Source organism: Paenibacillus taichungensis (assembly GCF_003287275.1).
Lineage (GTDB): Bacteria > Bacillota > Bacilli > Paenibacillales > Paenibacillaceae > Paenibacillus > Paenibacillus taichungensis_A.
Window position 1 is genome coordinate 43,025 of sequence record NZ_QEVW01000021.1, and the last position, 25,756, is coordinate 68,780.

At 48.0% G+C, this 25,756-nt stretch carries 25 protein-coding genes; 24 read left to right on the plus strand and 1 reads right to left on the minus strand.

The genetic code is table 11. The features are described from left to right. Positions 1-27: 27 nt before the first annotated feature. From DC345_RS26310 to DC345_RS26420, 23 genes are all read left to right on the plus strand, one after another. On the plus strand, positions 28-780 hold the full coding sequence (locus DC345_RS26310) for a vWA domain-containing protein (protein ID WP_113055723.1): 753 nt from the start codon (positions 28-30) through the stop codon (positions 778-780). Further along, positions 764-1,711, plus strand: coding sequence for a serine/threonine protein kinase (locus tag DC345_RS26315; RefSeq protein WP_113055724.1), 948 nt, complete (start codon positions 764-766; stop codon positions 1,709-1,711). The genes DC345_RS26310 and DC345_RS26315 overlap by 17 nt, the downstream gene beginning before the upstream one ends. 44 nt (positions 1,712-1,755) lie before the next feature. After that, entirely contained in the window at positions 1,756-3,195 is a 1,440-nt protein-coding gene (tilS, locus tag DC345_RS26320; RefSeq protein ID WP_113055725.1) for a tRNA lysidine(34) synthetase TilS, read from the plus strand. A gap of 53 nt (positions 3,196-3,248) precedes the next feature. Then, positions 3,249-3,788, plus strand: a complete 540-nt coding sequence (gene hpt / locus DC345_RS26325) for a hypoxanthine phosphoribosyltransferase (protein ID WP_024633729.1) — start codon at positions 3,249-3,251, stop codon at positions 3,786-3,788. Between the two features lie 101 nt (positions 3,789-3,889). Continuing rightward, positions 3,890-5,935: an ATP-dependent zinc metalloprotease FtsH gene (ftsH, locus tag DC345_RS26330; protein ID WP_113055726.1), complete on the plus strand. Its 2,046-nt coding sequence runs from the start codon at positions 3,890-3,892 to the stop codon at positions 5,933-5,935. A 296-nt stretch (positions 5,936-6,231) separates the two neighbouring features. After that, positions 6,232-7,170, plus strand: coding sequence for a quinolinate synthase NadA (gene nadA, locus DC345_RS26335; protein WP_113055727.1), 939 nt, complete (start codon positions 6,232-6,234; stop codon positions 7,168-7,170). Between the two features lie 36 nt (positions 7,171-7,206). Next, a complete protein-coding gene (gene nadB, locus DC345_RS26340) occupies positions 7,207-8,826 on the plus strand; it encodes an L-aspartate oxidase (protein WP_113055728.1) in 1,620 nt (539 codons plus the stop codon). Continuing rightward, the gene (nadC, locus tag DC345_RS26345; RefSeq protein ID WP_113055729.1) at positions 8,823-9,689 is read left to right on the plus strand and encodes a carboxylating nicotinate-nucleotide diphosphorylase; all 867 of its coding nucleotides are present in this window, start codon (positions 8,823-8,825) and stop codon (positions 9,687-9,689) included. The genes nadB and nadC overlap by 4 nt, the downstream gene beginning before the upstream one ends. Positions 9,690-9,695: 6 nt before the next feature. Next, positions 9,696-10,466, plus strand: a complete 771-nt coding sequence (locus tag DC345_RS26350; RefSeq protein ID WP_024633734.1) for a type III pantothenate kinase — start codon at positions 9,696-9,698, stop codon at positions 10,464-10,466. Positions 10,467-10,561: 95 nt separating this feature from the next. After that, positions 10,562-11,452, plus strand: a complete 891-nt coding sequence (hslO, locus tag DC345_RS26355; protein WP_113055730.1) for an Hsp33 family molecular chaperone HslO — start codon at positions 10,562-10,564, stop codon at positions 11,450-11,452. Between the two features lie 24 nt (positions 11,453-11,476). Then, positions 11,477-12,427: a peptidyl-prolyl cis-trans isomerase gene (locus DC345_RS26360; protein ID WP_113055731.1), complete on the plus strand. Its 951-nt coding sequence runs from the start codon at positions 11,477-11,479 to the stop codon at positions 12,425-12,427. A gap of 341 nt (positions 12,428-12,768) precedes the next feature. Then, positions 12,769-13,707, plus strand: a complete 939-nt coding sequence (cysK, locus tag DC345_RS26365; protein ID WP_113055732.1) for a cysteine synthase A — start codon at positions 12,769-12,771, stop codon at positions 13,705-13,707. Between the two features lie 141 nt (positions 13,708-13,848). Beyond that, positions 13,849-15,420, plus strand: coding sequence for an anthranilate synthase component I family protein (locus tag DC345_RS26370; RefSeq protein ID WP_113055745.1), 1,572 nt, complete (start codon positions 13,849-13,851; stop codon positions 15,418-15,420). 47 nt (positions 15,421-15,467) lie between these two features. Continuing rightward, positions 15,468-16,043 carry an aminodeoxychorismate/anthranilate synthase component II gene (pabA, locus tag DC345_RS26375; RefSeq protein WP_113055733.1) on the plus strand — a complete coding sequence of 192 codons (576 nt, stop codon included), beginning with the start codon at positions 15,468-15,470 and terminating at the stop codon, positions 16,041-16,043. A gap of 2 nt (positions 16,044-16,045) precedes the next feature. After that, entirely contained in the window at positions 16,046-16,930 is an 885-nt protein-coding gene (locus DC345_RS26380) for an aminotransferase class IV (RefSeq protein ID WP_113055734.1), read from the plus strand. Beyond that, positions 16,927-17,790 (plus strand): dihydropteroate synthase, encoded by an 864-nt coding sequence (gene folP / locus DC345_RS26385; RefSeq protein ID WP_113055735.1) that lies wholly within the window; start codon positions 16,927-16,929, stop codon positions 17,788-17,790. Before DC345_RS26380 ends, folP begins: the two co-directional genes overlap by 4 nt. A 103-nt stretch (positions 17,791-17,893) precedes the next feature. Next, positions 17,894-18,256: a dihydroneopterin aldolase gene (gene folB, locus DC345_RS26390; RefSeq protein WP_113055736.1), complete on the plus strand. Its 363-nt coding sequence runs from the start codon at positions 17,894-17,896 to the stop codon at positions 18,254-18,256. Between the two features lie 9 nt (positions 18,257-18,265). Then, positions 18,266-18,814 carry a 2-amino-4-hydroxy-6-hydroxymethyldihydropteridine diphosphokinase gene (gene folK / locus DC345_RS26395; RefSeq protein ID WP_113055737.1) on the plus strand — a complete coding sequence of 183 codons (549 nt, stop codon included), beginning with the start codon at positions 18,266-18,268 and terminating at the stop codon, positions 18,812-18,814. Continuing rightward, the gene (locus DC345_RS26400; RefSeq protein WP_113055738.1) at positions 18,766-18,969 is read left to right on the plus strand and encodes a helix-turn-helix domain-containing protein; all 204 of its coding nucleotides are present in this window, start codon (positions 18,766-18,768) and stop codon (positions 18,967-18,969) included. The genes folK and DC345_RS26400 overlap by 49 nt, the downstream gene beginning before the upstream one ends. Before the next feature lie 130 nt (positions 18,970-19,099). Continuing rightward, positions 19,100-20,119, plus strand: a complete 1,020-nt coding sequence (gene dusB, locus DC345_RS26405; RefSeq protein ID WP_076292136.1) for a tRNA dihydrouridine synthase DusB — start codon at positions 19,100-19,102, stop codon at positions 20,117-20,119. Between the two features lie 244 nt (positions 20,120-20,363). Beyond that, positions 20,364-20,840, plus strand: a complete 477-nt coding sequence (gene greA / locus DC345_RS26410; protein ID WP_076292137.1) for a transcription elongation factor GreA — start codon at positions 20,364-20,366, stop codon at positions 20,838-20,840. Positions 20,841-20,961: 121 nt separating this feature from the next. After that, complete coding sequence (gene lysS, locus DC345_RS26415; RefSeq protein ID WP_113055739.1) at positions 20,962-22,473, plus strand: lysine--tRNA ligase; 1,512 nt, start codon at positions 20,962-20,964, stop codon at positions 22,471-22,473. 187 nt (positions 22,474-22,660) lie between these two features. Beyond that, the gene (locus tag DC345_RS26420) at positions 22,661-23,998 is read left to right on the plus strand and encodes a TrkH family potassium uptake protein (RefSeq protein ID WP_113055740.1); all 1,338 of its coding nucleotides are present in this window, start codon (positions 22,661-22,663) and stop codon (positions 23,996-23,998) included. Between the two features lie 150 nt (positions 23,999-24,148). On the opposite strand, the gene DC345_RS26425 is transcribed toward DC345_RS26420, so the two are convergent. After that, positions 24,149-24,748: a TetR/AcrR family transcriptional regulator gene (locus DC345_RS26425; RefSeq protein ID WP_113055741.1), complete on the minus strand. Its 600-nt coding sequence runs from the start codon at positions 24,746-24,748 to the stop codon at positions 24,149-24,151. A gap of 87 nt (positions 24,749-24,835) precedes the next feature. Between DC345_RS26425 and DC345_RS26430 the strand changes: the two genes are divergently transcribed. Further along, positions 24,836-25,384 carry a hypothetical protein gene (locus tag DC345_RS26430; protein WP_113055742.1) on the plus strand — a complete coding sequence of 183 codons (549 nt, stop codon included), beginning with the start codon at positions 24,836-24,838 and terminating at the stop codon, positions 25,382-25,384. Positions 25,385-25,756: the final 372 nt, after the last annotated feature.

A 25,756-nucleotide genomic window follows, 5' to 3' on the forward strand; every position in this document is an offset into this window, starting at 1 on the left:
GAGTAACCCAAAACGGAGGGATATCGGATGAAACAAATCTTATTGATCACCGACGGTTGTTCCAATGTAGGTGCCAGCCCGGTGCTGGCTGCGGCGGAAGCGCGGGAAGAGGGAATTACGGTCAACGTGGTCGGTGTTATTGATTATGGAACCATTGGTGAGTTGGGCAGTCGGGAAATCGAGGATATTGCCAAAGCCGGAGGTGGAATCAGTCAGATCGTAGGCACCAGACAGCTTGCCCACACGATGCAGATGATGACCAGAAAAACAGTGGTTCAGACCATTCAACAGGCGGTTAATAGAGAGTTAACACAAATTCTGGGTGAGCAAGAGCCGAAAACGGTAACTGACCTTGAACCGGCTAAACGTGCACAGGTGGTTGAAGTGATGGAGGATATGGCGGAGACAACACCGCTTCAAGTCGTTCTTCTCATTGATGTAAGTGCCAGTATGAAGCCGAAGCTCGCAGCTGTGGAGGAAGGGATTCGGGATTTAATGCTTAGCTTGCAGGCACGTATGGGTCAGAGCCATCTTTCCGTCTTTCATTTTCCTGGACGACATAGCGGAGAAGAAGCTGTCATGGACATCGACTGGACAGTTGACCCGAGCCGTGTTCGTTCGCTATTTGGACGTTTGCAAATGAAGGGAGCGACGCCGACAGGTCCTGCGATTCAAAGGGTGATTGATTTTTACCGTTATGGTACACTGGAGGGACAGCAGGAAATAGAAGGGAACTATCGCATTGAAAGAGAAGGGATGCTCGGTGACAACGTTGTCTGACGCCTCTTTCCCGCCAGGAACAGTCATCATAGGGAAATGGAATCGCAGCCGTTATACGATTCGGAAGCTGCTGGGCAAAGGAGCCAATGGCATCGTTTTTCTTGTCCAGCGGGGTGAGAATGGCAAACATTATGCGCTTAAAATGGGATTTGACCCTGTAGATCTGCAATCGGAAATTAATGTGCTCAAATCTTTTCAATTACAGCGTAATCATGAGGCCCTTCGGCAGAGTGGCATTCCTTCTTATTTGAAAGATGTGGATGACTACGCCATTCGTGGTCGTGATATTCCCTTTTATGTGATGCGTTACGTTCGGGGGGAGTCTCTGCACCACTTCATTAGGCGCCAGGGAACGGACTGGACACTCCTGGTTGGACTCAGACTATTGCAGAAGTTGGCTCAATTGCATCAGGCTGGATGGGTGTTTGGTGACCTCAAACCTCAAAATGTACTGGTTTCGGATTATGGGCAGGTAGAACTTATCGACTATGGCGGAGTGACTTCTATCGGCCGGAGTGTCAAGCAGTTCACTGAATGGTATGATCGCGGATTCTGGAATGCGGGCAGCCGAACAGCAGATGGAACATATGATGTGTTTGCTTTTGCCCTATTATTGATTCATGTACTTGAAGCTGATGCACTCAAAGCGCTGGCTGCAGAGGGATTACCTCAACTGCGGAGTGTAAACCAGCTCACAGCTCTCGTGGAGCGCAGCGAGCGTCTCCGTCCTTTTCGAAACTGGACTATTCAGGCATTACGAGGTCAATTTCAGGATGCCGGACACGCAGCTAAGGTTTGGAAAGAGATGATGGCGCGCCCTTCTCCTCTTCGTCGCCGTTCCAAAAGTACAACACCGCGATGGCTCAAAAATGCATTTGCCGTATCCGTTATATTACTTATTGGGGTACTCATCTATGCACTGCGATTCTGACCTATGAGAGTGCATATACATAACGTAAGGAATGAGGAACAGGTATGGAGGCTTTACGCTGGAACAAGCTGGTGAATAACGTGCTGGATGCAGCGGAAGAGCATCAGTTATGGGTTCCCGGGGATCGGATTGTCGTCGCAGTATCGGGCGGACCGGACTCGGTGGCTTTTTTGCATATCATGCATGAGATCAGTACTAGGCATGTTCCGCTGGAATTGATTTGCGCCCATGTACATCATGGCTTTCGGATTGAATCTGATCATGAAGCCGAGATGATGAGGGCACTTGCTCATCAACTGGGCATTGCATTCGAATGGGTGAAGGCCGATGTACCTTCTTATATGAAGCTTACCGGTCAAGGCTCTCAGGAAGCTGCACGCAACAAACGATATGAGTTTTTGCATGAAGTGGCTGCCAAACACAATGCGGCGAGCATTGCACTGGCCCATCATGCCGACGATCAAGCAGAGACGGTTATGCTCCATTTGCTGCGTGGGAGTGGTCTTTCCGGACTCGCAGGAATGAAGTTTAAAAGGCGAGAAAAAAATGTGGAACTTATTCGTCCATGCCTTCGTATAAACAAGACAGACCTTGTAGAAGCTTGTAATACCCAGGGTTTTCTGTATTTTAATGATGAAAGCAATTCCCTGCGTAAATATCGGCGTAATGCCATTCGCTTGGATGTGCTTCCTTTTTTGGGGCAATATAATGGACAGTTAACGCCGTCTTTGAATCGACTTGCCGAAATTGTAGGTGATGAAGACGATTTCATGGAACAAGGTGCATATGACGCATACAGGTGTCTAGTGCAGGCGAACGGCGGAAGGCAAACCTTTGAGGTGCCTTCCTTTTTGAAGTTACATGTCGCTTTACAACGAAGGTTGATTAAACTAATATTGAATTATCTGCCTTTGGACAGTGATTTTGTCGACTTTACCCGTATTGAGACCATTCGCCGCAAGGTTATTCAACCTGACGCGACGACCTGGAGCCTGGATATAGGACAGACACTCGCCTGCACCCGGGAGTATGATCTGATCTCTTTCGGCATACGGACTGACGTACAGGATCAATCTTACGAATATCGTCTTGCTCAATGGAGCGGAACTTATGAGCTTTCTCTCGCGGAAATCGACCGGAATGTTCGGATCGTTCCGATGAGTCCCGAGGATTATCATGTACCGGAATCGGCGGACCATGCCGCATTTGATGCGGATCAACTGCTTATGCCGCTGGTTGTGCGTTCACGGTTACCTGGAGATACCATGAAAGTGATGGGATTAAACGGAAGCAAAAAGGTGAAAAATATTTTCATCGATGAGAAAATTCCCCCTTCTGTCCGTTCACGGGTTCCCGTGGTATGTGATGGAGCAGGCAATATCATCTGGTTACCGGGTGTTCGCCGGTCTAGTGTAGCTCCTGTCAGGGAGGATACTTCCGCAATCCTGTACATGACTGTAGGCGATTCAGCGATTCAGGGGTAGTGGTTATGGTTCAGGTAAGGCTTTCATATGTATAACTTAGGAGGTTCGCACAGTTGCAGAACGACATTCAGGAAGTATTGATCAGTGAAGAAGAGATTCAGAGTAAAATCAAGGAATTAGGCGCAACAATAAGTGCCGAATATGCAAATCGCAATCCTTTGGTCATTTGTGTGCTCAAGGGTGCGTTTATATTTATGGCTGATTTGGTTAAGAACATTACGGTACCTGTTGAGATGGATTTCATGGCAGTATCGAGTTATGGTGCTTCCACCAAATCATCTGGCGTTGTCAAAATCATTAAGGATCTGGATGAATCCGTTGAGGGACGCGAGGTTCTGATTGTAGAGGACATTATTGATAGTGGACTCACGCTCAGTTATCTGATCGAACTCTTGCAGAACCGCGGTGCTGAATCGGTCCGCGTAGTTACGCTATTTGACAAGCCTTCAGGTCGCAAAGTCGAACTTGAAGCTCATTACACCGGATTTGACATTCCAGACGCATTCATCGTTGGCTATGGCCTGGATTATGCCGAGAAGTACCGGAACCTCCCTTACATCGGGATTCTGAAACCGGAAGTTTACAGCAACTAATGCTTAAGCTAGTTCCAAGCCCATATCTGTTGGTGGCTTCTGTTGAGAAGCTACGTTGGGCTATGTTAAAATAATTACAGTGTCTCGAGAGGAGGTAGGGGATGAATCGGTTCATCCGGAATTCTGCTTTTTATTTGATTCTTTTTTTAGTTGTGGTGGGGATAGTCCAGTTCGTCAGCAATGGCGGCGAAGCCACCGATAATCCTAGATATGATCAGTTGCGCGCTGCGATCAAGGCCAACAACGTCTCTGAATTGACGGTTCAATTCAACGGTCAGACGTACCTCGTGACCGGTCAATACAGGGAGACGCCTGACGGAGCCAAATCAGAAAATTTCTCAACGTATATTCCTCCTACGGATGAGGCAATTAGTGAGCTTGTAACTGCAAGCGAAACGAACAAATTCCAATATCATCAGGAACCTATGAAAGGTGACAGCATCTGGTTGACGTTGCTGACTTCCTTCATTCCTTTGATCATTATGTTCCTGCTGTTCTTCTTCCTGTTTAATCAGGCACAAGGCGGCGGCGGTAAAGTAATGAACTTTGGTAAAAGCCGTGCTCGTCTCTATAACGAAGAGAAAAAACGGGTTACATTTGAAGATGTTGCGGGTGCTGACGAAGAGAAGCAGGAGCTTGTTGAAGTCGTGGACTTCCTCAAGGACCCTCGTAAATTCGCAGCAGTAGGTGCAAGAATTCCGAAAGGCGTATTGCTTGTAGGTCCTCCGGGTACAGGTAAAACCTTGCTCGCTCGTGCTGTTGCTGGTGAAGCGGGTGTACCATTCTTCAGTATTTCCGGTTCTGACTTCGTTGAAATGTTTGTCGGTGTCGGTGCATCTCGTGTACGTGACTTGTTTGAAAATGCGAAGAAAAACGCCCCATGTATCATCTTTATCGATGAGATCGATGCTGTAGGACGTCAGCGTGGTGCTGGCCTTGGTGGTGGTCACGATGAACGTGAACAAACACTCAACCAGTTGCTCGTTGAAATGGACGGATTCGGAGCCAATGAAGGTATTATCATTGTTGCTGCAACGAACCGTGCTGATATTTTGGACCCTGCCTTGCTGCGTCCAGGACGTTTTGACCGTCAAATTACGGTTGACCGCCCTGACGTGAGAGGTCGTGAAGCAGTTCTGAAAGTACACTCACGCAACAAACCACTCACCAAAGATGTGAAGCTGGACATTATTGCGAAGCGTACTACCGGATTCTCCGGTGCAGATTTGGAAAATCTCTTGAATGAAGCGGCATTGCTTGCGGCACGTCGTAATCGCAGAGATATTTCTATGAAAGAAGTTGACGAGGCGATTGACCGTGTCATCGTTGGTACGGAGAAGAAAAGCCGTGTTATCAGTGACCGTGAAAAACGTATTGTCGCTTATCACGAAGCAGGTCATACCATTGTAGGTTACTTCCTGGAACATGCCGATATGGTACATAAAGTTACCATTATTCCGCGCGGACGTGCGGGTGGATATGTAATCATGTTACCAAAAGAAGATCGTATGCTTGTTACCAAGCAAGAATTGCTGGACAAAATTACAGGACTCCTTGGAGGCCGTGTATCCGAAGAACTGTTTATCGGTGAAATCGGTACGGGCGCATATAGTGACTTCCAACAAGCAACGGGTATCGTCCGTAGCATGGTTATGGAGTACGGTATGAGTGAGAAGCTGGGACCTATGCAGTTTGGTAGTTCACAGGGACAGGTATTCCTGGGTCGTGATATCGGTCACGAACAGAATTACTCGGATTCCATTGCATACGAGATTGATCAGGAAATGCAACGCTTTATTAACGAATGCTATGAGAAGTGTAAAGACTTGCTCGTTAAGCATTCCAAAGAAGTGCATCTGATCGCTCAAACGTTGTTGGAAGTGGAGACTTTGGAAATGGATCAGATCAAGCAATTGATCGAGACCGGTTCTCTGACTCCAAAAGATGAAAACAGCAACGATGGCGAAGGTACGCCTAGCGAAGGCGGAGAGGCAATCATCGACAACATCGGTGATGTACGCGTCCGTATCCAAGGCAAAGATGAAACGCCTGAGCCACCAGCCGGAGATATTCCTAACGAAGCTCCGAACCTGGACAAAGGAAACAGCAATGACCCAGATGATGGTGGAACGAAGCCAACGTCTTAATTTATAACACAATCTGTCTATAGTGGCAGATGAAAAGGAGAGCCCTCGGGCTCTCTTTTTTTATGTATTCCTTCAAATTGTATAGATAATGATAACCGGGAGCTTTAGGGCGAACTACGTAGGAAATGGGCGGTTATGCCCTTGTTCTGGGGCGTTTTCATTTATTGACAGAGTCGTGAACGTTGTGTACATTAGGTGTTAAACCGCTTGTGATTCGTTTCTCAAGCGAAAATAACGACTTGGATTTGCCATATAAAACAGCGTATGAGGCTGTCCCGATAAGGAGAGGATCACAGGTGGAAGCTCTGGCTTTAGAGCGCAAGGCTGAGATGAACCGGGAGCTGCGCGAGCGGCTGATGGAGTTGAAGAAGGAACGTAATGCTATTATTCTTGCCCATTATTATCAACGTGACGAGGTACAAGAGGTCGCTGATTTCCGGGGAGATTCGTTTTTGCTGGCTCAGAAGGCGGCACAAACCGATGCGGATGTTATCGTTTTCTGCGGGGTTCATTTTATGGGTGAAAGCGCTAAAATTCTTGCCCCTAACAAAACGGTTATCATCCCTGACGAACGTGCAGGCTGCCCAATGGCAGACATGGTGAACGTTGAAGGCTTACGTAAGTTGAAAGCACAGCACCCGAAGGCCAAAGTTGTAACGTACATCAATTCCTCAGCTGAGATCAAGGCAGAGACCGACATCTGTTGTACATCGGCCAATGCTGTCAGAGTCATTCAATCTGTTGATTCCGATGAAATCATCTGGGTACCGGATAAAAATCTGGGACATTATGTGCAACAACATACAGACAAGAAAATGATTATCTGGGAAGGTTACTGCAATACCCATGATATGCTGACGGTCAAAGACGTGGTTGAGATGAGAGCGAAGCATCCAAATGCAGAGTTTGTTGTTCACCCGGAATGTCGTCCTGAGGTCGTAGAAATGGGTGATTTCGTAGGTAGCACAACCGCCATTCTGGAATACTGTAAGAATTCGTCCGCTAAAGAATTTATCGTAGGGACTGAGGACGGTACTGGATACCAATTGCGTCTCGATAGTCCGGATAAACAATTCCACTTTGCTACGAAGTTCCTTGTATGTCCGAATATGAAGGTCAACAACTTGAAAAAGCTGGTTAAATGTCTGGAAACGATGAAGCCGCAGATTTACGTGCCACCGGCTGTTGCTGACAAAGCCAGAGAATCACTAGAGCGCATGTTACTGGTGAAGTAGCATGCGCTACTCTTGCTCCAAGACAGGTGAAATAACATGATACCGCAATATTTAGTGGATTTTGATCTGTCCGCGCTGCCGATGGTGGAGACGGATGTGCTGGTTATTGGTTCAGGCATTGCTGGTTTGTTTACTGCGATCAAGGCGAGTGAACAACGCAGTGTGTTGATGATCACGAAGAAGTCGTTACTGGAAAGTAACACCCGGTATGCGCAGGGGGGAATCGCTGCGGTTATTGCTGAAGATGATTCACCTGCCTACCATTTGCAGGATACACTTGTTGCAGGAGCGGGATTATGCCGCTCCGAAGCAGTCGAAGCATTGGTGAACGAGGGCCCTGACGGAGTGAAAGAACTGATTCGCTTGGGTACTTTGTTTGATCTGGAGAACGGCGAGTTGGCGTTGACGCAGGAAGGTGCGCACAGCCACCGCCGTATTTTGCATGCCAATGGGGATGCAACGGGATATGAGATTGTGCGTGCACTGGCTGCACAGGCGAATGAACATCCGGGGATTGAAGTGTGGGATGAGCATTTTGTCATTGACCTAATTACAGAGCAGGGAGAATGTGTAGGTGCGCTGGTTCAGAAGGCTGATGGTTCGCAAGTATTTGTGAAAGCAGAGGCAACCGTACTATGCTCTGGCGGGGCTGGACAGTTGTATCGATATACGACTAATCCGGAAGTGGCTACAGCAGACGGCGTGGCGATGGCCTATCGTGCCGGAGCAGTTGTCCGGGACATGGAGTTTATTCAATTCCACCCGACCTCACTTTGTTATCCAGGAGCACCACGTTTCCTGGTGTCCGAGGCTGTACGTGGCGAAGGAGCTTATTTGCGCAATGTGAAAGGCGAGCGCTTCATGGAACGGTATCATGCACAGCTTGAACTGGCACCACGTGATATCGTTGCGCGGGCCATTGTCAGTGAGATGGAATCGACAAACAGTACCTTTGTATATTTGGATATCACTCATGAACCGTCGGAGATGATTAAACATCGGTTTCCTACCATCTATGAGACCTGTATGCGATACGGACTGGATATGACTACAGACTGGATTCCGGTCGCTCCTGCTGCACATTACATGATGGGCGGAGTGAAGACGGATCTTAGCGGGGAGAGCAGCATTGGCAGATTATTTGCCTGCGGTGAGGTATCTTCTACCGGAGTGCATGGTGCCAATCGTCTGGCAAGCAACTCTCTCTCTGAAGCAATCGTATTTGGCCGGAGAATCGTGGATCGTATTCAAGCCCTTCCTCCACTAGCTCCGCTACAGACAAGAATTCCCACATCAACAAGCATTCGCAGGAGCATAAAAGAAGAGCAGAAGCCGGTGTCCGAAAGACGCTTGCGTCTGCAAAAAATGATGGTACGTCAAGTGGGGCTGCGCCGGAATGGGGCTAACCTGCAAGGAGCAATAGAGAAGCTGCAACAAGAACTGCAATTTTTTGATCAGAAGTTTACTCACAAAGAAGAGATGGAATATGCCAACCTTTTGACCTGTGCCTGGTTGGTTACCACTGGAGCATTACACCGCGAGGAAAGTCGGGGAGCCCACTACCGTGAGGATTTCCCGCAGCGTGACGATGCCGTATGGCAGAAGCATAGTCTGCAGCAGCGAGAACAAGCGATTGTGGAGGAATTGATGTCATGATACTGAACGGATATAATGAAGGACTCATCGAATCAATCAAAAACTGGCTTCGTGAGGATGTTGGCGCAGGCGATGTCACAACAAGTGTGACAATTCCTGCTGGCAGTCAGTCCAAGGCCGTTATACATGCCAAAGACAATGGAATCATTGCAGGGATTACGGTCGCAGAACTCGTGTTTCAGGTAGTGGATCCTGGCCTTGTGTTCACACCGATGGTAAAAGACGGTGATGCAGTTACGCACGGTACGATTCTGGCTGAGGTAGAAGGGAGCACACATAGCTTGCTGACAGGAGAGCGTTTGGCTCTTAACCTGCTTCAGCGTATGTCTGGTATCGCTACCCGCACACGTACCTATGTCGATGCGTTGGAAGGCCTCCCTACACGACTGGTCGATACTCGTAAAACGACACCGGGACACCGCTTGCTTGAAAAATATGCAGTGCGGGTTGGTGGCGGAGCAAATCACCGGTTTGGCCTCTATGATGCCGTTATGATTAAGGATAACCACATCAAGGGCGCAGGGGGGATCACTGAAGCGGTACAGCGTGCGCGGGCCGTCATTCCGCATACCATGACCATTGAAGTTGAGACCGAAAACCTAGAACAGGTCAGAGAAGCCTTGCAGGCTGGGGCAGATATCATTATGCTGGATAACATGCAACCAGATCGGATGCGTGAGGCCGTCGTTCTTATTCGTGAGCAGGCTCCGCATGTGAAGGTTGAGGCATCGGGCAACGTCTCGCTAAATACCATTCGTGGTATTGCAGAGAGCGGAGTGGATGTAATTTCAGTTGGCAGGTTAACCTATTCTTTTGAGAGCCTGGATATCAGCCTAGATTTAAACGAAAAGAAAGAGGGGTGAACCTCTTTGATTCTTGTGGTAGACGTGGGCAACAGTAATATCGTACTCGGCGTGTATCAAGGCCGGGAGTTGCTCCACCATTTTCGCCTGAGTACATCCCGGCAGTCGACAGTGGATGAATACGGCGTATTGATTTATAATTTATTTCATATGTCGGGTATTTCAACACGCGACATTGAAGGTGTGATCATCTCATCCGTGGTTCCACCGCTGGTAAATGTGATTGAAGCCATGTGTGAGAAATACGTAGGCAAAAAACCGTTACTCGTTGGGCCTGGTATCCGAACCGGCCTGAACCTGCGGTATGAGAATCCTCGTGAAGTTGGCGCGGATCGCATTGTTAATGCAGTAGCAGCCGTTGAGAAGTATGGCGGCCCTCTCGTTGTGGTCGATTTCGGTACAGCGACCACATTTGACTGTATTGACGAGAAAGGAAATTATCTGGGCGGGGCTATCGTACCCGGCATCCATATTGCAACCGAAGCACTCTATGAACGAGCGTCCAAGCTACCTCGTATTGAATTGGAGAAGCCCAAGAAAGTCATTGGTCGCAACACCATTCATGCGATGCAGGCCGGCATTATTTATGGTTATGCAGGACAGGTGGACGGTATTGTGGAGCGTATTCGTGAGGAAATGGGAGCCAAGCCTAGAGTTATTGCAACCGGAGGCCTTGCCAAGCTGATTGCAGAAGAAACACGCAGCATCGATGAAGTGGATCCGCTGCTTACGCTTGAAGGGCTGCGTATCGTTTATGAGCGGAACCGGGAAAGGTAAGAACAGAGACGGCAAACAGCGGGCTGAGATTACAGTCTTATATGTTATGCCGTTTTTTCTATAACTGGCGATTACGCCAAAGGAGGCTGAATGACTTGGAAAACAACAACAAACAAGACCGGTTAATTCGCGGTACAGCAATGAACGGACGGGTTAGGGCCTTTGCTGTTCAAACGACGGAACTGGTTGAGGAACTGCGCAGAAGACATGATACGTTTCCCACGGCTACAGCAGCTATGGGGCGTACGGTTACAGCAGCATCCATTATGGGTGCTATGCTTAAGGGAGAAGAGAAGCTGACTATTCAAGTCAAAGGCGATGGTCCCATTGGACAGATTGTTGCCGATGCTAATGCGAAGGGTGAAGTTCGTGGTTATGTAAGCAATCCGCATGTACATCTGCCGAGCAATAGTATGGGCAAACTGGACGTTGCTGGCGCAGTCGGAACAGAGGGATTCGTGAACGTAACCAAGGATCTGGGGCTGAAAGAGCCTTATCGCGGCAGTGTGCCGATTATTTCGGGAGAACTTGGCGAAGACTTTACGTACTATTTTGCCAAATCGGAGCAGACGCCTTCTGCTGTAGGCGTAGGTGTACTGGTGGACACCGACAATTCGGTTATTGTAGCCGGTGGATTCATTGTACAGTTGCTTCCGGGTTTGACGGATGATGAAATTACTGTGATTGAAAATGCCATTGGCACAATGCCGCCAGTGACGTCACTGCTGGCAGAGGGGCTTGAACTGGAAGCACTGCTTCGACGCGTACTGCCTGATGTACAGGTCATGGACGAAATGGATATCCATTTCCACTGTGAGTGTTCACGTGAGCGGGTAGAGAAAACATTGATCAGTCTGGGTCAATCGGAATTGGAACAATTGATTGAGGAAGAAGGCCAGGCCGAAGTGGTTTGCCAATTTTGCAATGAGGCTTACGATTTTAACAAGGAACAACTTGAGACCATCCTAGAGCAAGCCAAGAACTGATTTTATGCGGGGACGGGACGCGGAATGACAAGACAGGAAAAAGGGTTATGGACGGCTGTAATTGTCTTGACGCTTGGAATGCTGGTGATGGGTTCGGTTTTGGTTGTGCAAGGCTTAAGAAATGGACGAGAAGGAGCAGATCCACCTCAGGATACCAATCAGGAAGAGGGAAGTGCGGTAGCAACGATCAATGGGGAGGTCATAACCAACAAGGAATGGACCGAAGCATTGAAACGGCGCTATGGCAGTGAATTGCTGCTCCAGATGCTCAATCGCAAAGCCGTATATGCGGAAGCGCTCGATCGTAATCTGACGGTGACTCCCAAGGAAATTGCGAAGGAACTTGCCGCAGCCATGGATGGATATGATTCGGAGAAGGCTTATTTTGACGAAATGCAGTCTCAACTGGGTTTATCCAGGCAGGACCTTGAGTTGGAGGCGGGATACCGACTTCTGCTTGAGAAAATCGCGACGGGCGGTATTCAGATTAAGGATGCAGATATTGAGCATTACTGGAACGAACACCGTGAAGACTATGTTTCCCCAGAGAAATATGATCTGTCTATCATTGTATTGAAGGAAGAGGAACAGGCTGAATCAGTCCTGGATGCGCTCGACAAGGGAGCAGACTTTGAAGAAACCGCACGGAATGAATCGACAGACAGTTACTCCCGTGATGCGGGTGGTCGTCTGGGATGGATCGAGCAGAACGATCCGTTTCAGTCCGAAGCAATTCTCAAACTTGCAGCTCAACTGGACGTTGGCGATATTGCAGGGCCGGTAAAGGTCGAAGAAGGTTACGCCATCATTAAAATGAATGACAAACAAGAGCGTCAGGTACAACCAGCAGAAGAGGTTCGCGAAGAAATTCGGATGCAGCTTGCTCTAAGCCTGGCTGATCCCTTGCCTCAGGTGGAGGAGAGGTTACGCAACAAGTATGAAGCTGTCATCATCGCTGAAATTCCGGCATCCTGATTATCCTGCAAACGAATGTTCTGCTGCATCTTGATAAAAATACTCTGTCTACGGCCTTAGGGCCCAGGGCGGAGTATTTTTTTGAGTCCTCATATTGACAATAGGGTGTAACGTTGATAAGATAAAAATAATCAAAAACCTACTCATTTACTCGGAATAAAACCATTTATATGAACAAAGAAATCTTCGGAAAACCCAGGTTCTGTCCGGTTTATTGCAGATGGAATAGACTCAGAAGGATTTCCGTGGTTCTCTTTTATAACATCTAGAGGCTGCTCGGCCACACATGTATATGGCAACAGGACTTAAGTAGTATTCATCCCACTAAGGAGGGCATTCATATGGCTAAAGTAGTTAATAACGTAACAGAACTCATCGGAGGTACTCCGCTTGTTCGTCTGAACCGTATTGTACCTGAAGGCAGTGCTGAAGTGTTCGTGAAACTGGAATACCAGAATCCAGGTTCAAGCGTCAAAGACCGTATCGCGATTAGCATCGTGGAAGAAGCGGAAAAAGAAGGCAAGCTGAAACCGGGTGATACCATCATCGAAGCAACAAGTGGTAACACAGGAATTGGACTGGCTATGGTGGCTGCCGCCAAAGGCTACAAGTCTGTTATTGTTATGCCGGAAACGATGAGCATGGAACGTCGTAACCTGCTTCGCGCCTACGGAGCTGAGCTTGTGCTTACACCGGGAGCCGAAGGTATGAATGGTGCAGTTAAAAAAGCTGAGGAATTGCTTAAGGAAAATCCATCTTATTTCATGGCTGAGCAATTTAAAAATAAAGCCAACGTGAAGATCCACCGTGAAACGACTGGTCCTGAGATTGTTGAAGCTATTCAATCTGTAGGCGGTACGTTGGATGCTTTCGTTGCAGGAATCGGTACAGGCGGAACGATTACAGGTACAGGTGAAGTGTTGAAGGAATCCTTCCCTGGGATTAAAGTTGTTGCCGTTGAACCAGCAGCTTCCCCAATCTTGGCAGGTGGCAAACCGGGCCCTCACAAAATTCAGGGGATCGGTGCTAACTTTATTCCTGAGATTCTGGATCAGGAAATCTATGACGAGATCATTCACATCGAAAATGACGATGCGTTTGAGACGGCTCGTCAAGTAGCGAAGGAAGAAGGTATTCTGTCCGGTATTTCTTCCGGTGCAGCTATCCGCGCAGGTCTGCAAGTGGCCAAACAGTTGGGTGCAGGCAAACGTGTTGTCGTTATCGTGCCAAGTAACGGCGAACGTTACCTCAGTACGCCACTTTACAACTTCGAAGCTTAAGTTTAACAAGTGATGAAACAAATCCTCCTTGCCCGCATACCGGGTGTGGAGGATTTTTTGCTGAATGCTTTTAAAAGCAGCGGCGCTTTAGTATACTATCAGACAATAGAACAAGCGACAGATGGAGGGCGGCAAACCGCAATGACACACCTGATGACAACATACGCCGACTGGACAGAGTGGGCCGGAAAAGGTTGGACCATGATGCCGTATATGATCAAGTCGGATAAAGGACCGTATCATGGCGGTTTACCGTTAACGTGGGAGGCAGCCTGGCAGCAGGCGTCACCCTATGCAATAGTATTGGAGAATGGTAAAGGCGGAAGATATACCTTTCTGGGATTAAATCCGGTATCCGTTATTTCCGGCAAGGGCAATGAAGCTGTTATTCAAGATCTCATTCAAGGCGGTACCCGGACAGACTGTGGTAAACCGCTGGAAGTATTAAAAAGATGGGCTGCGCCGTACAGCGCACCAAAGGTGAGCGGGGCTCCAGACTTTGGCGGTGGATGTGCAGGTTATCTAAGCTATGACGTAGCGAGATCTTTGGAAAAGCTGCCAACCTTGGCTGAAGACAACCCGGCTCTCCCGGATTATTGGTGGATGCGGTTTGAAGAAATATGGGCGTATGACCATGACCAGCAGGCGCTGTTCTGTATGGTTCATCTGGCTGTACAGCCAGATCAGGATGAAGCTCAGCTCCGTAGGCTGTATGCAGAAGCAGAAGAGCGAGCAGCAGCCATGCAGCAACGATGGCTGCATATTCTAGGGTTTGCCCAGGCGGAGGAGCAGCAACAGGCATTGGAGCATCGTCATAGCCACATTCATCTCACTGCGCAATCAACCGATTCGGATCAGGAAACGGAAGGATGGCACACCTCCTTTCCTCAAGAGGACTTTGAGCAGGCAGTACGCACAGTGCAAGAATATATCCGTCAAGGGGATGTGTTTCAAGTGAACCTGTCCCTGCGGCAGGAAAAACGTCTGAAGTCCAGTGCAGAACATATCTATGAATGGCTTCGTCTCGTGAATCCCTCTCCTTACATGGGGATGCTGCGTAGTCCTGATTTCCAATTGGTGAGCGGATCACCTGAGTTGCTCGTCAAAGTGGATCATGGCAAGGTTAGCGCTCGTCCGATCGCAGGAACACGGAGAAGAGGACGAGATGAAGCCGAAGATGAGATGATGGCTGCTGAGCTGCTGAACAGTGAGAAGGAACGGGCAGAGCATATTATGCTGGTCGATCTGGAACGGAATGATATCGGGCGGATTGCAGCTTATGGATCAGTGCATGTGCCTGAACTGATGACGATCGAGAAGTATTCGCATGTCATGCATCTGGTGTCTCAAGTCGAGGGAACGCTGGCAGACGGACTATCGGTATTTGATGTGATTGCAGCGACGTTTCCAGGTGGAACGATTACAGGTGCACCCAAAGTTCGTACCATGGAAATCATTGAAGAACTGGAGCCTGTGCGTCGTGGACCGTATACAGGTTCGATTGGGTGGATGGACTACAGTGGCAATATGGAATTGAACATCGTCATCCGTACACTTTCCATTAAAGATGGAGTGGGGTATGTACAGGCAGGAGCAGGCATCGTTATCGACTCCGACCCATATCGGGAATACAAGGAGTGCCGTAACAAGGCAAGAGCCATGATGAGAGCTGTGAATTACAGCGAGGAAGCTGAAGCCGTTAAATTAAACTAATTAAGCAGCCGTTCTTGTGTGGACGGAAGAACAGGAGGAACAAAAACATGATACTGGTTATCGACAATTATGATTCCTTCACATACAACCTGGTTCAATATCTGGGTGAACTGGGGGAGACGGTGGAAGTTCGCCGTAACGATGAAATTGATTTGGTAGGCATCGAGGCATTGGCACCTGATCATATTTTGATCTCACCGGGGCCTTGTACTCCAAATGAGGCCGGTATTAGTCTGGCGGTCATTGATCACTTCAAGGGCAGTATTCCGATCTTCGGCGTATGTCTGGGACATCAGGCGATCGGACAGGCTTTCGGAGGGAACGTTATTCGCGCGGACCGGATGATGCATGGCAAAACATCGGAGATGCATCATAACGGAACGTCCGTATTTACCGGATTGCCATCTCCCTTTACGGCAACGCGGTATCACTCTTTGATCGTGGAGCGCAGCAGTCTGCCAGATTGTCTGGAGATTACGGCCGAGACAGCGGAAGGCGAAATTATGGGCTTGCGTCACAAGGAATATGCGATTGAAGGTGTTCAGTTCCATCCCGAATCCATCATTACGGATCACGGTCATCAAATGCTGCGTAACTTCCTGTCTCAGCAGGTAAAGGTATAGAGATGAAATATGCCGCGATAAACGGAGAATTGGTCAATATGGCGGCAGCCGTGGTTCCGGTGACGGATCACGGCTTTTTGTACGGACTCGGATTGTTCGAGACGTTTCGGACCTATCAGGGAGTTCCTTTTCTGCTGGAACGTCATTTGCAGCGGATGGCTTCAGGGTGTCGTGAACTGGGCATTCCTTTCACAGCAACAGCAGCGGAGGTAACGGACTGGCTCAAAAACCTGCTGCTCGCTAATGAACTTCAGGATGCCTATGTACGCTATACGGTATCTGCGGGCGAGGCTCCCCTCGGTCTACCTTCAGGAGATTATGTGAAACCCAATCATATCGTATTGGCGAAAGCACTACCTGAACCCTCTCCATCGCTATACGAAAATGGAAAAATGCTTCAACGTCTGTTGACGCCCCGTAACACGCCTGAAGGAGAAGTGCGGTTCAAATCGCTGCATTACATGAACAGCATCCTGGCGAAACGGGAACTGAACGGATATGGGCAATATGTGCAAGGTGCGGAAGGGTTGCAATTAACCCGAGATGGGCATGTAGCTGAGGGGATTGTCAGCAATGTGTTCTGGGTGAGAAAGGGCGTACTCTACACGCCAGCACTTGAGACTGGCATTTTGCCGGGAATCACCAGGGCTGTTGTATTGGAGCTTGCAGCTCAGCAAGGACTGCCTTGCCAGGAAGGTTTATTTCCTTGGGAGGGACTGCTGCAGGCAGATGAAATCTTTTTGACAGGCTCTGTTGCTGAACTCGTCCCGGTTACCACATTGCGAGATCAGGTTGGAACGGAAACAGTAATCAGCAGCGGACATATAGGCCCGGTTACAGATGCGCTTCTGGGTATGTACCGGCAGAAAGCGGGGTATACTTCATGACACTTACGCCAGTCATTTATGAACGGAATTATGCGTGGGGACCAGCAGAGCTAAAACTGGGCACACGTACACTTATTATGGGCATTCTGAATGTCACGCCGGACTCCTTCTCGGATGGGGGACGTTATACCAGTGTGGAGCGAGCGGTGGCTCACGCCATTCAGATGATGGAAGACGGCGCAGATCTCATTGATATTGGCGGGGAATCCACACGTCCCGGTTCAGATATCGTTGGCGCTGATGAAGAGCTCAGCCGGATCATTCCGGTCATTGAAGCACTACGGCAGCAGGCTCCACATATTCCGATATCGGTGGACACTTATAAAGCGGATGTCGCTCGCCAGGCCATTGAGGCTGGAGCGCACATCATCAATGATGTGTGGGGTGCGAAGGCTGACCCGGAGATGGCACGTACTGCGGCAGAACTGGGATGTCCCCTGATCCTGATGCATAATCGGCAAGAACGAGACTATACCAACTATTTGGTTGATGTAGTCAGTGATCTTCAGGAGAGTATACAGATTGCGCTTGAGGCCGGAGTTCATCCCGATCAGATTATTCTGGACCCGGGTATTGGCTTTGTGAAGGATCTGAACGAAAACCTTGTGCTCATGTCATCGCTCGGGTTGCTCAATGAGATGGGGTATCCCGTTCTGCTTGCCACCTCGCGTAAAAGGTTTATTCAGAACACCTTACAGGTGCGGGCGGATGATGCGCTGGAGGGTACAGCCGCTACGGTTGCTTTTGGCATAGCCCAAGGATGCCAGATGGTCCGGGTTCATGATGTGAAGCCGATTCGGCGCACTGTGGACATGTGTGATGCCATGCTGTATGTATCTCCAGGCTTGCGGAGGAAATGATCCTGACGGGTCCGGTGACCCGTTACAGTAGAAGCGTAGCGTTTTGCAATAGGAACGCACATTGAACCTTGATTTCAATATATATAGAGGGCAGGCGAAACTTATGGATAGAATGGTCATGCATCGAATGGAATATTACGGATATCACGGCGTGTTTGCCGAGGAACGGAAGCTGGGGGCGCGTTATTATATTGATCTGGAGATTGGTATGGATCTGGGCGAGGCTGGGCGTAACGATGATTTGACCAAAACCATCAATTATGCGGAGATCCATGAGCTGGTCAAACAGATCGTTGAAAATAAATCATTCCAGTTAATTGAAGCTTTGGGCGAACATATTGCATCTTCTTTACTGGACACTTATACTATTATCAATGCATTGACAGTCAAAGTGACGAAGCCGCATCCGCCTTTTGATATTCATTTTGGGGGCGTAACTGTAGAGCTTCGCCGCACAAGAAAGTGAGAACCGATCATGATTGCACATTCGACCTCTGAATCTTCAGAGGCTTATATTGCTTTAGGGGCTAATTTGGGTGACCGGGAACAGACGCTGCTAGAGGCGTTAACGTTGCTGGATGCACATCCTCATATATCCGTCCTGCGCTGTTCTGCGCTGTATGAGACGGAGCCGGTTGGTTATGTGGACCAGCCAGCGTTTCTGAATATGGCAACTGCAGTACAGACTACACTTCTGCCGGAGCAGCTGCTCACGGAACTGCTGGATATTGAAACACGGCTTGGACGGGTTCGTGATATCCGTTGGGGTCCTCGTACAGTCGATTTGGATCTGCTTTGGATGGATGGAGAGACAAGTGATACCGAACGGCTGCAACTGCCGCATCCACGGATGGGTGAACGGGCGTTTGTATTGGTGCCACTGACTGACATCGTAACCGAAGATGAGCATTCAGGTTTGTATGCCTTTGTACAATCATCGTTGTCTGTACTGGATGGAAAGGATGGAATACAGCTTTGGAAAACGTGCAATTGGCCAATCGAATCCGGGCTTTCCGGAAGCTGAAAGGTTTAACACAACAGGAACTGGCTGCTGAGACGGGCATATCGCTGGCCGTTCTGGGTATGATTGAACGAGGCAATCGTAAAGTAGCTGAACGGGAGCTGAATCTAATTGCCGGGGTACTGTCGATCAGCATTGAAGAGTTACAGGGGAACTAAGACCGCCTGATACTAACAAAAAAATATCGTCATTATTCGTTAATTTTATAAAGAAAGAAATATTAAAGAATTAAACACAACCAGGATTCATACAAGAGTCTCGGAGTTAAAAAGGAGTGGGCCGACTACCATGCTTAAAATTGGTGACATCGAAATGAAAAACCAGGTCGTACTTGCGCCGATGGCTGGCGTATGTAATCCGGCTTTTCGTCTGATCGCAAAAGAATTTGGAACAGGCCTCGTATGTGCGGAGATGGTGAGTGGCAAAGCCATCGTGCATGGCAACAAGCGTACACGTGAGATGTTGTTTGTAGATGAACGTGAGAAACCGCTGAGCCTGCAAATATGGGGGGGAGATCGTCAAGCCCTCGTAGAAGCAGCCAAAATTGTGGACAAAGAAACCAATGCTGACATCATCGACATCAACATGGGATGCCCTGTGCCCAAAGTGACAAGCTGTGATGCAGGTGCACGCTGGCTGCTTGATCCGAACAAAATTTATGAGATGGTATCCGCTGTAGTAGACGCGGTCGATAAGCCCGTGACAGTCAAGATGCGGATCGGCTGGGATAACGAGCATATCTATGTGGTTGAGAATGCACTTGCGGTTGAACGCGCTGGTGGACAAGCGGTAAGTGTGCACGGCCGTACACGTGAGCAGCTCTACACAGGTACTGCGGACTGGTCACACATCAAAAATGTAAAAGAGGCTGTCTCCATCCCGGTGATCGGGAACGGAGATGTATCTTCACCGGAAGATGCCCGTCGCATGTTGGATGAAACGGGATGTGACGGAGTGATGATCGGTCGTGCCGCCCTGGGTAACCCATGGATGTTGTATCGTACCATTCAGTACTTGAGTTCCGGCGAACTGCTTCCTGACCCGAATGGGGAAGAGAAGATTCGGGTTGCCATTTTGCATATGGACCGTCTGATTGCACTGAAGGGTGAGGCTGTTGCTGTTCGCGAGATGCGTAAACACCTGGCTTGGTATCTGAAAGGTCTCAAAGGATCTGCCCGCATCAAGGACGTTATTATGGAAGAAACCAAACGTGATGAGATGGTGCACATTCTGGAGAACTTTGTAGGTCAGCTGCATATCGAAGGCAATCTGGAGTCAGAACCGGCAGTAGCCGAAAATGCATCCTGATCTGCTGCTGTAAAACGTTTACAGCTATAGAGGGCGTAACATTGACTTTTCGAGACCGTTACCCTATAATTTCACAGTATAAATTCGCCATGTGCGTCATAAGGCTAGTGCATCAGGAGGAACGTTCTGTTTCTCCGGAGAACTTCATATAGTTTTGAAGATGTATGCGGGCGGAGCTCTGTAAACAGCACTGGTTCCGTTGCCGTGCAATCAAATTATTCCCATGACAGGAGAATCGGTTGAGATGAGCGATAAGGAAGTTATCCTTACACCAGAGGGACTTAAGAAGCTTGAAGAAGAACTGGAAATGCTGAAATCGGTGAAGCGCCGCGAAGTGGCTGAGCGGATTAAGGTAGCCATCGGGTATGGAGATATTAGTGAAAACTCCGAATACGAAGACGCGAAGAACGAACAGGCTTTCATTGAAGGCCGCGTGATTACGTTGGAGAAATTGCTCCGGAACGCTCGGATTATTAACAGCGACGAGATTGATACCGAAGCTGTAAGCGTGGGTGCAACAGTTACTGTAGAAGATCTGGAATTCGGTGATATCACGGAATATACAATTGTAGGTACTGCGGAGTCCAATCCGCTGCAAAACAAAATATCGAATGAAAGCCCTGTTGGCAAAGCCATTCTGGGCAAGAAAAAAGGTACGGTTGTTGATGTAAGTGTGCCTGCTGGCGTAATTCAATATAAAATTGTAGACATCAAAAAGTAATATAAGCAATGAAGCAGTCGGGTACGGAGACAAAAGCTTCCTTAGGGAAGCTTTTTTCAACATTTGAGGCAGAATACCTCTGAAGATGCCTGCAATGTAAATAAGGAGATGAATATAGATCATGACGGATGAAGTCTTGAATCAGGAAACCGAACTAAGTGAGCTTTTACAAATTCGCCGCGACAAATTGGACGAGCTCCGCAAATTGGGGATCGACCCTTTTGGCCAAAAATACGTACGCACGGAAGAAGCCGGCTCCATTCTGAAGAAGTATGAAGGACTGACGAAGGAAGAGCTGGAAGAGAAGCACATCGAAGTCAGTATTGCCGGACGGATTATGGCGAAGCGGGGAATGGGTAAAGCGAGCTTTGCACATATTCAGGACCTGAGCGGCAGAATCCAGATCTATGTTCGTCAGGATACTGTGCCGGAAGACAAATACGCCGCGTTCAGCCTGCTCGATCTGGGGGATATTGTAGGTGTCTCTGGCGTAATCTTCAAGACGAAGACCGGTGAAACTTCGGTTAAGGTTCAAAATCTTGAAGTATTGTCCAAGTCCCTTTACCCACTTCCGGATAAATATCATGGACTCGCGGATGTCGAGCTCCGTTACCGTCAGCGCTATGTTGATCTGATCATGAATCGCGAAGTGCAACAGACATTCATTACTCGTTCCAAAATCATTCAATCGATGCGCCGTTACCTGGATTCTCTGGGCTATCTGGAAGTCGAAACGCCTACGCTACACACCATCGCTGGTGGTGCCGCTGCGCGTCCATTCATCACGCATCATAATGCGCTTGATATGGAATTGTATATGCGGATTGCGATCGAGCTTCACCTGAAACGTCTGATTGTAGGCGGTCTGGAGAAGGTATATGAGATCGGCCGTGTATACCGTAACGAAGGCATGTCGACACGTCATAACCCTGAATTCACGATGATTGAACTCTATGAGGCATATGCCGATTATCAGGATATCATGCGTTTGACTGAGAATCTGGTTGCTCACATCGCACAGGAAGTGCTTGGTACACAAGTTATCCAATATGCAGACTATCAAGTGGATCTTACACCACAATGGCGCCGTATAACGATGGTAGACGCGGTTAAGGAAGTTGTGGGCGTGGACTTCTCCGTTCACATGACGGACGAGGAAGCTCATCGTTTGGCGAAAGAACATAAGGTTCCGGTTGAAAAGCATATGACATTTGGTCATATTCTGAATGCATTCTTCGAACAATTCGTAGAAGAGACGTTGATTCAACCAACCTTTATCATGGGACATCCAGTAGAGATTTCTCCGCTGGCGAAAAAGAGCGATGTAGATCCACGTTTCACGGACCGCTTCGAGCTGTTTATCGTTGGACGTGAGCATGCCAATGCATTTACGGAGCTGAATGATCCAATTGACCAACGTCAGCGCTTTGAGGCACAATTGCTGGAGAAAGAACACGGGAACGATGAAGCACACGAAATGGATGATGATTTCATCCGTGCGCTCGAGTATGGTATGCCACCAACAGGTGGACTGGGGATCGGTATTGACCGTCTGATCATGTTGTTGACCAACTCGCCGTCCATTCGTGACGTACTGCTCTTCCCACACATGCGTCCTCGTACACAGGATTAAATAAGGAACGTTTAACTCGTTCATAATAGAAGAGGAACCTGCCGTTCAGTATGATGCTGGTGGCAAGTTCCTCTTTAGGTTTACATAGGCATCGAAGTGACAGATTCGTCGAAACAACGTGGTTGCCATGAATATGACAGATCTTCTTCGCCTACCTGTATGTATTATATTAAAAGAGGTGCCCTTCATGAAGTTTAGGCTTCACATTGCTAAATTCCTATCACCCCCACTGATTCTGGTTGGTGGTTTTATGCTTATTATCACGATCGGGACGATTCTGCTCATGCTACCTATCTCGAATCAAAGCGGTGAGCATTTGGCGTTCATTGACGCGCTGTTTACGTCTACCTCTGCTGCATGTGTGACCGGGCTGGTTGTTGTAGATGTAGGGACGACCTTCAACCTGTTTGGTCAAATCGTGATTATGGTGCTTATGCAGCTAGGTGGACTTGGCTTCATGACCATCGCAACGTTGTTTGCACTAGTATTGGGTAAGAGAATCTCGCTTAAGGACAGGCTGCTGCTGAAAGAGGCTATCAACGCTGACAGTATGGAAGGCATTGTACGCATTATTCGCAAGGTGCTAATTTTTTCGTTTACCATTGAAGGGGTGGCTGCTGTTATATTGGCACTACGGTGGGCAACGGAAATGCCTTTTTGGCAGGCGGTATACTATGGTGCGTTTCACTCGGTTTCATTATTTAATAATGGTGGTTTCGATCTGTTCGGCAACAGTTTTCAGTATTATACAGGGGACTGGTTGTTTAACCTGACAGCTTCGGTGCTGGTTGTATCGGGTGGACTCGGCTTTGTGGTGCTGAATGATTTGTTTGAGTTCCGCAAGCGTCGTCGCTTATCGTTGCAATCCAAACTGGTGTTGTCCGTATCAGGTGCACTGATTGGTATCGGTGCAATTGTACTGTTTGTATTTGAGTTCACCAATGGGCACACACTGGCGTCTCTCAGTTGGAGCGAAAAGATTTACGCTTCGTTCTTCCAATCGGTCTCTACACGTTCGTCGGGTACGAGCACCATTGATATCACCCAGATGAGGCAGGCTACCCAGTTCTTCTTCATACTGTTGATGTTTATTGGGGCATCTCCGGGGTCAACCGGGGGTGGGATCAAGACGACAACGTTCCTGATCATGATTGGAGCGGTATATGCCATGATTCGTGGCAATAAAGATATTGTATTTTTCCGTCAGCGTGTTCCGAAAGAATTGCTGATGAGAGCATTGACGATTATTATGGTTTCCTTGATCATATTCATGGTTGTAGTAATGCTGCTACTTACGACAGAGGATGCACCGTTCCTTTCACTGATGTTTGAAGCGGCCTCGGCGATTGGGACCGTGGGTCTGTCGGTGGGAGTAACGCATGAATTAACGGTATGGGGAAAAGTGATTATCGCCTTCACGATGTTTATCGGACGTATTGGACCACTCACCATTGCATATGCGCTTCGTCCGCGCAAAGAGAAGAAGTTGTATCGCCATCCGGAGGGCCGGATTATTATTGGATAAAAAGAAAAACCGTCACGCATCTAGGACTAACCCTGTTATGGAATAGGTTAGTCACAACTAATGCCTGACGGTTTTTTTGTTTCATAGAAGCACTCACTTGTTTCCTCTGGTACGAAGGATAGGGTTGTCTTTTAATTTTGTGACCGAATGTTATTCTGCATCCCGGCATAACGTTGCAAGATGCATGGTAAGGATATCCTCCATAATCTTGGTGTTCATCTGGTCAGGACGAAGAATCGCATGAATTCCCAAACCGTCGACCAGTGCGTATAGCCGTTCAATTTCCATCTCCTTATCGAGGTCTGTTCGGGAGAGATTGAGCTCCATGAGGTAGGTGATAACCGTAGCCATTGCATGTCTGAGCTCATCATAGACTTTGTCTGCATGCTCTTTGAGAACAGGATCAGTCTTGGACTTGGCTGTAAAAGCGTACCACACCTCCATTTCGGCCATTTTTTCATCCGTGCTTGGCAAAAGTTCTAACAACAGAAGTTTCATATTCTCCAAAGGGGAAGCATCAAAGGACATCTGTCTGATTCGATTCGATACCCGTTCGGATACCAGATTCATTGCATATAGGAGTAGTTCCGATTGGGTTGAAAAATAATGGCGCATAGACCCGGCAGATATTCCAGCTTCTACCGCGATATTTCGAACGGAAGCCTGTTCCATGCCATCTCTTCGGATGACACGCCAAGCCGCTTCGGCTACGAGCAGACGTTGTTTCTCGTGATCAACTATTTTAGGCATAAAAGGATTATATCATTGTTGATTATTATAATACAAACGTGTTAAATTGTATTTAATACGTTTGTATTATAATAAGGAGTGGATTAATTGATTGCCTATTTTATTATTGGATGTGAGATTGCCTTCTGGGTATTTGTCGCTGCAGGTCTGAGTGTGCGTTATCTGTTGGGGATGAAACGGATAGGGATCGCGCTGTTAATGGCAACACCCATTGTGGATGTTCTTCTTATGGTAGCGACGGTGATGGATCTTCAAAGGGGTGCTACAGCAAGTATGGTTCATGGCATAGCAGCTATATATATAGGTGTGAGTATTGCCTACGGTCATCAGATGATCGCTTGGGCTGATCGCTACTTCCTGTATTGGTTCAAGGGTGGAGATAATCCTCGGAGCAGAAAGGTGTACGGTAGTGAGCATGCTAGTCGTGAGAGAGTGGGATGGCTTAGACATCTATTGGCTTGGGGCATAGGTAGTCTGTTCTTGCTCGCGATGATCTGGTGGATTGGGGATTCGGAGCGTACTGCGGCATTTTCTAATCTAATAAGAGTATGGGGAATCATACTGGGGATCGATTTTATAATGAGCTTTAGTTATAGCTTATGGCCGCGGAAGATGCCTGTGGAGAAAATGAAGTAACATATCATTGGATAGGGGAAGGAACATGTGGATTGTCGTGGGGAAAAGGTGATCTGCATGTTCTGGAAAGAGAGTGTTTAATGACGATTGATGGGACCATAAATAAGCCTGGCTTTAGGTGAATAGCTAAGCAAACGACAAAATATAATTTATTGAAAATAAAGCTTGCATTACAAAACTGTACATGGTATATTCTAATTCCGGCCAAGAAAACACGAGAAACACGGTGCGGCAAGCGAATGAAATAAGCTTCGAAAGAAACTTAAAAAAAGAGCTTGCAAAGTTGGTTCGGATGTGATAAGATATAAAAGTTGCTGAGGTGAACAACACACAGCAATGAAACAAGTTTGATCTTTGAAAACTGAACAACGA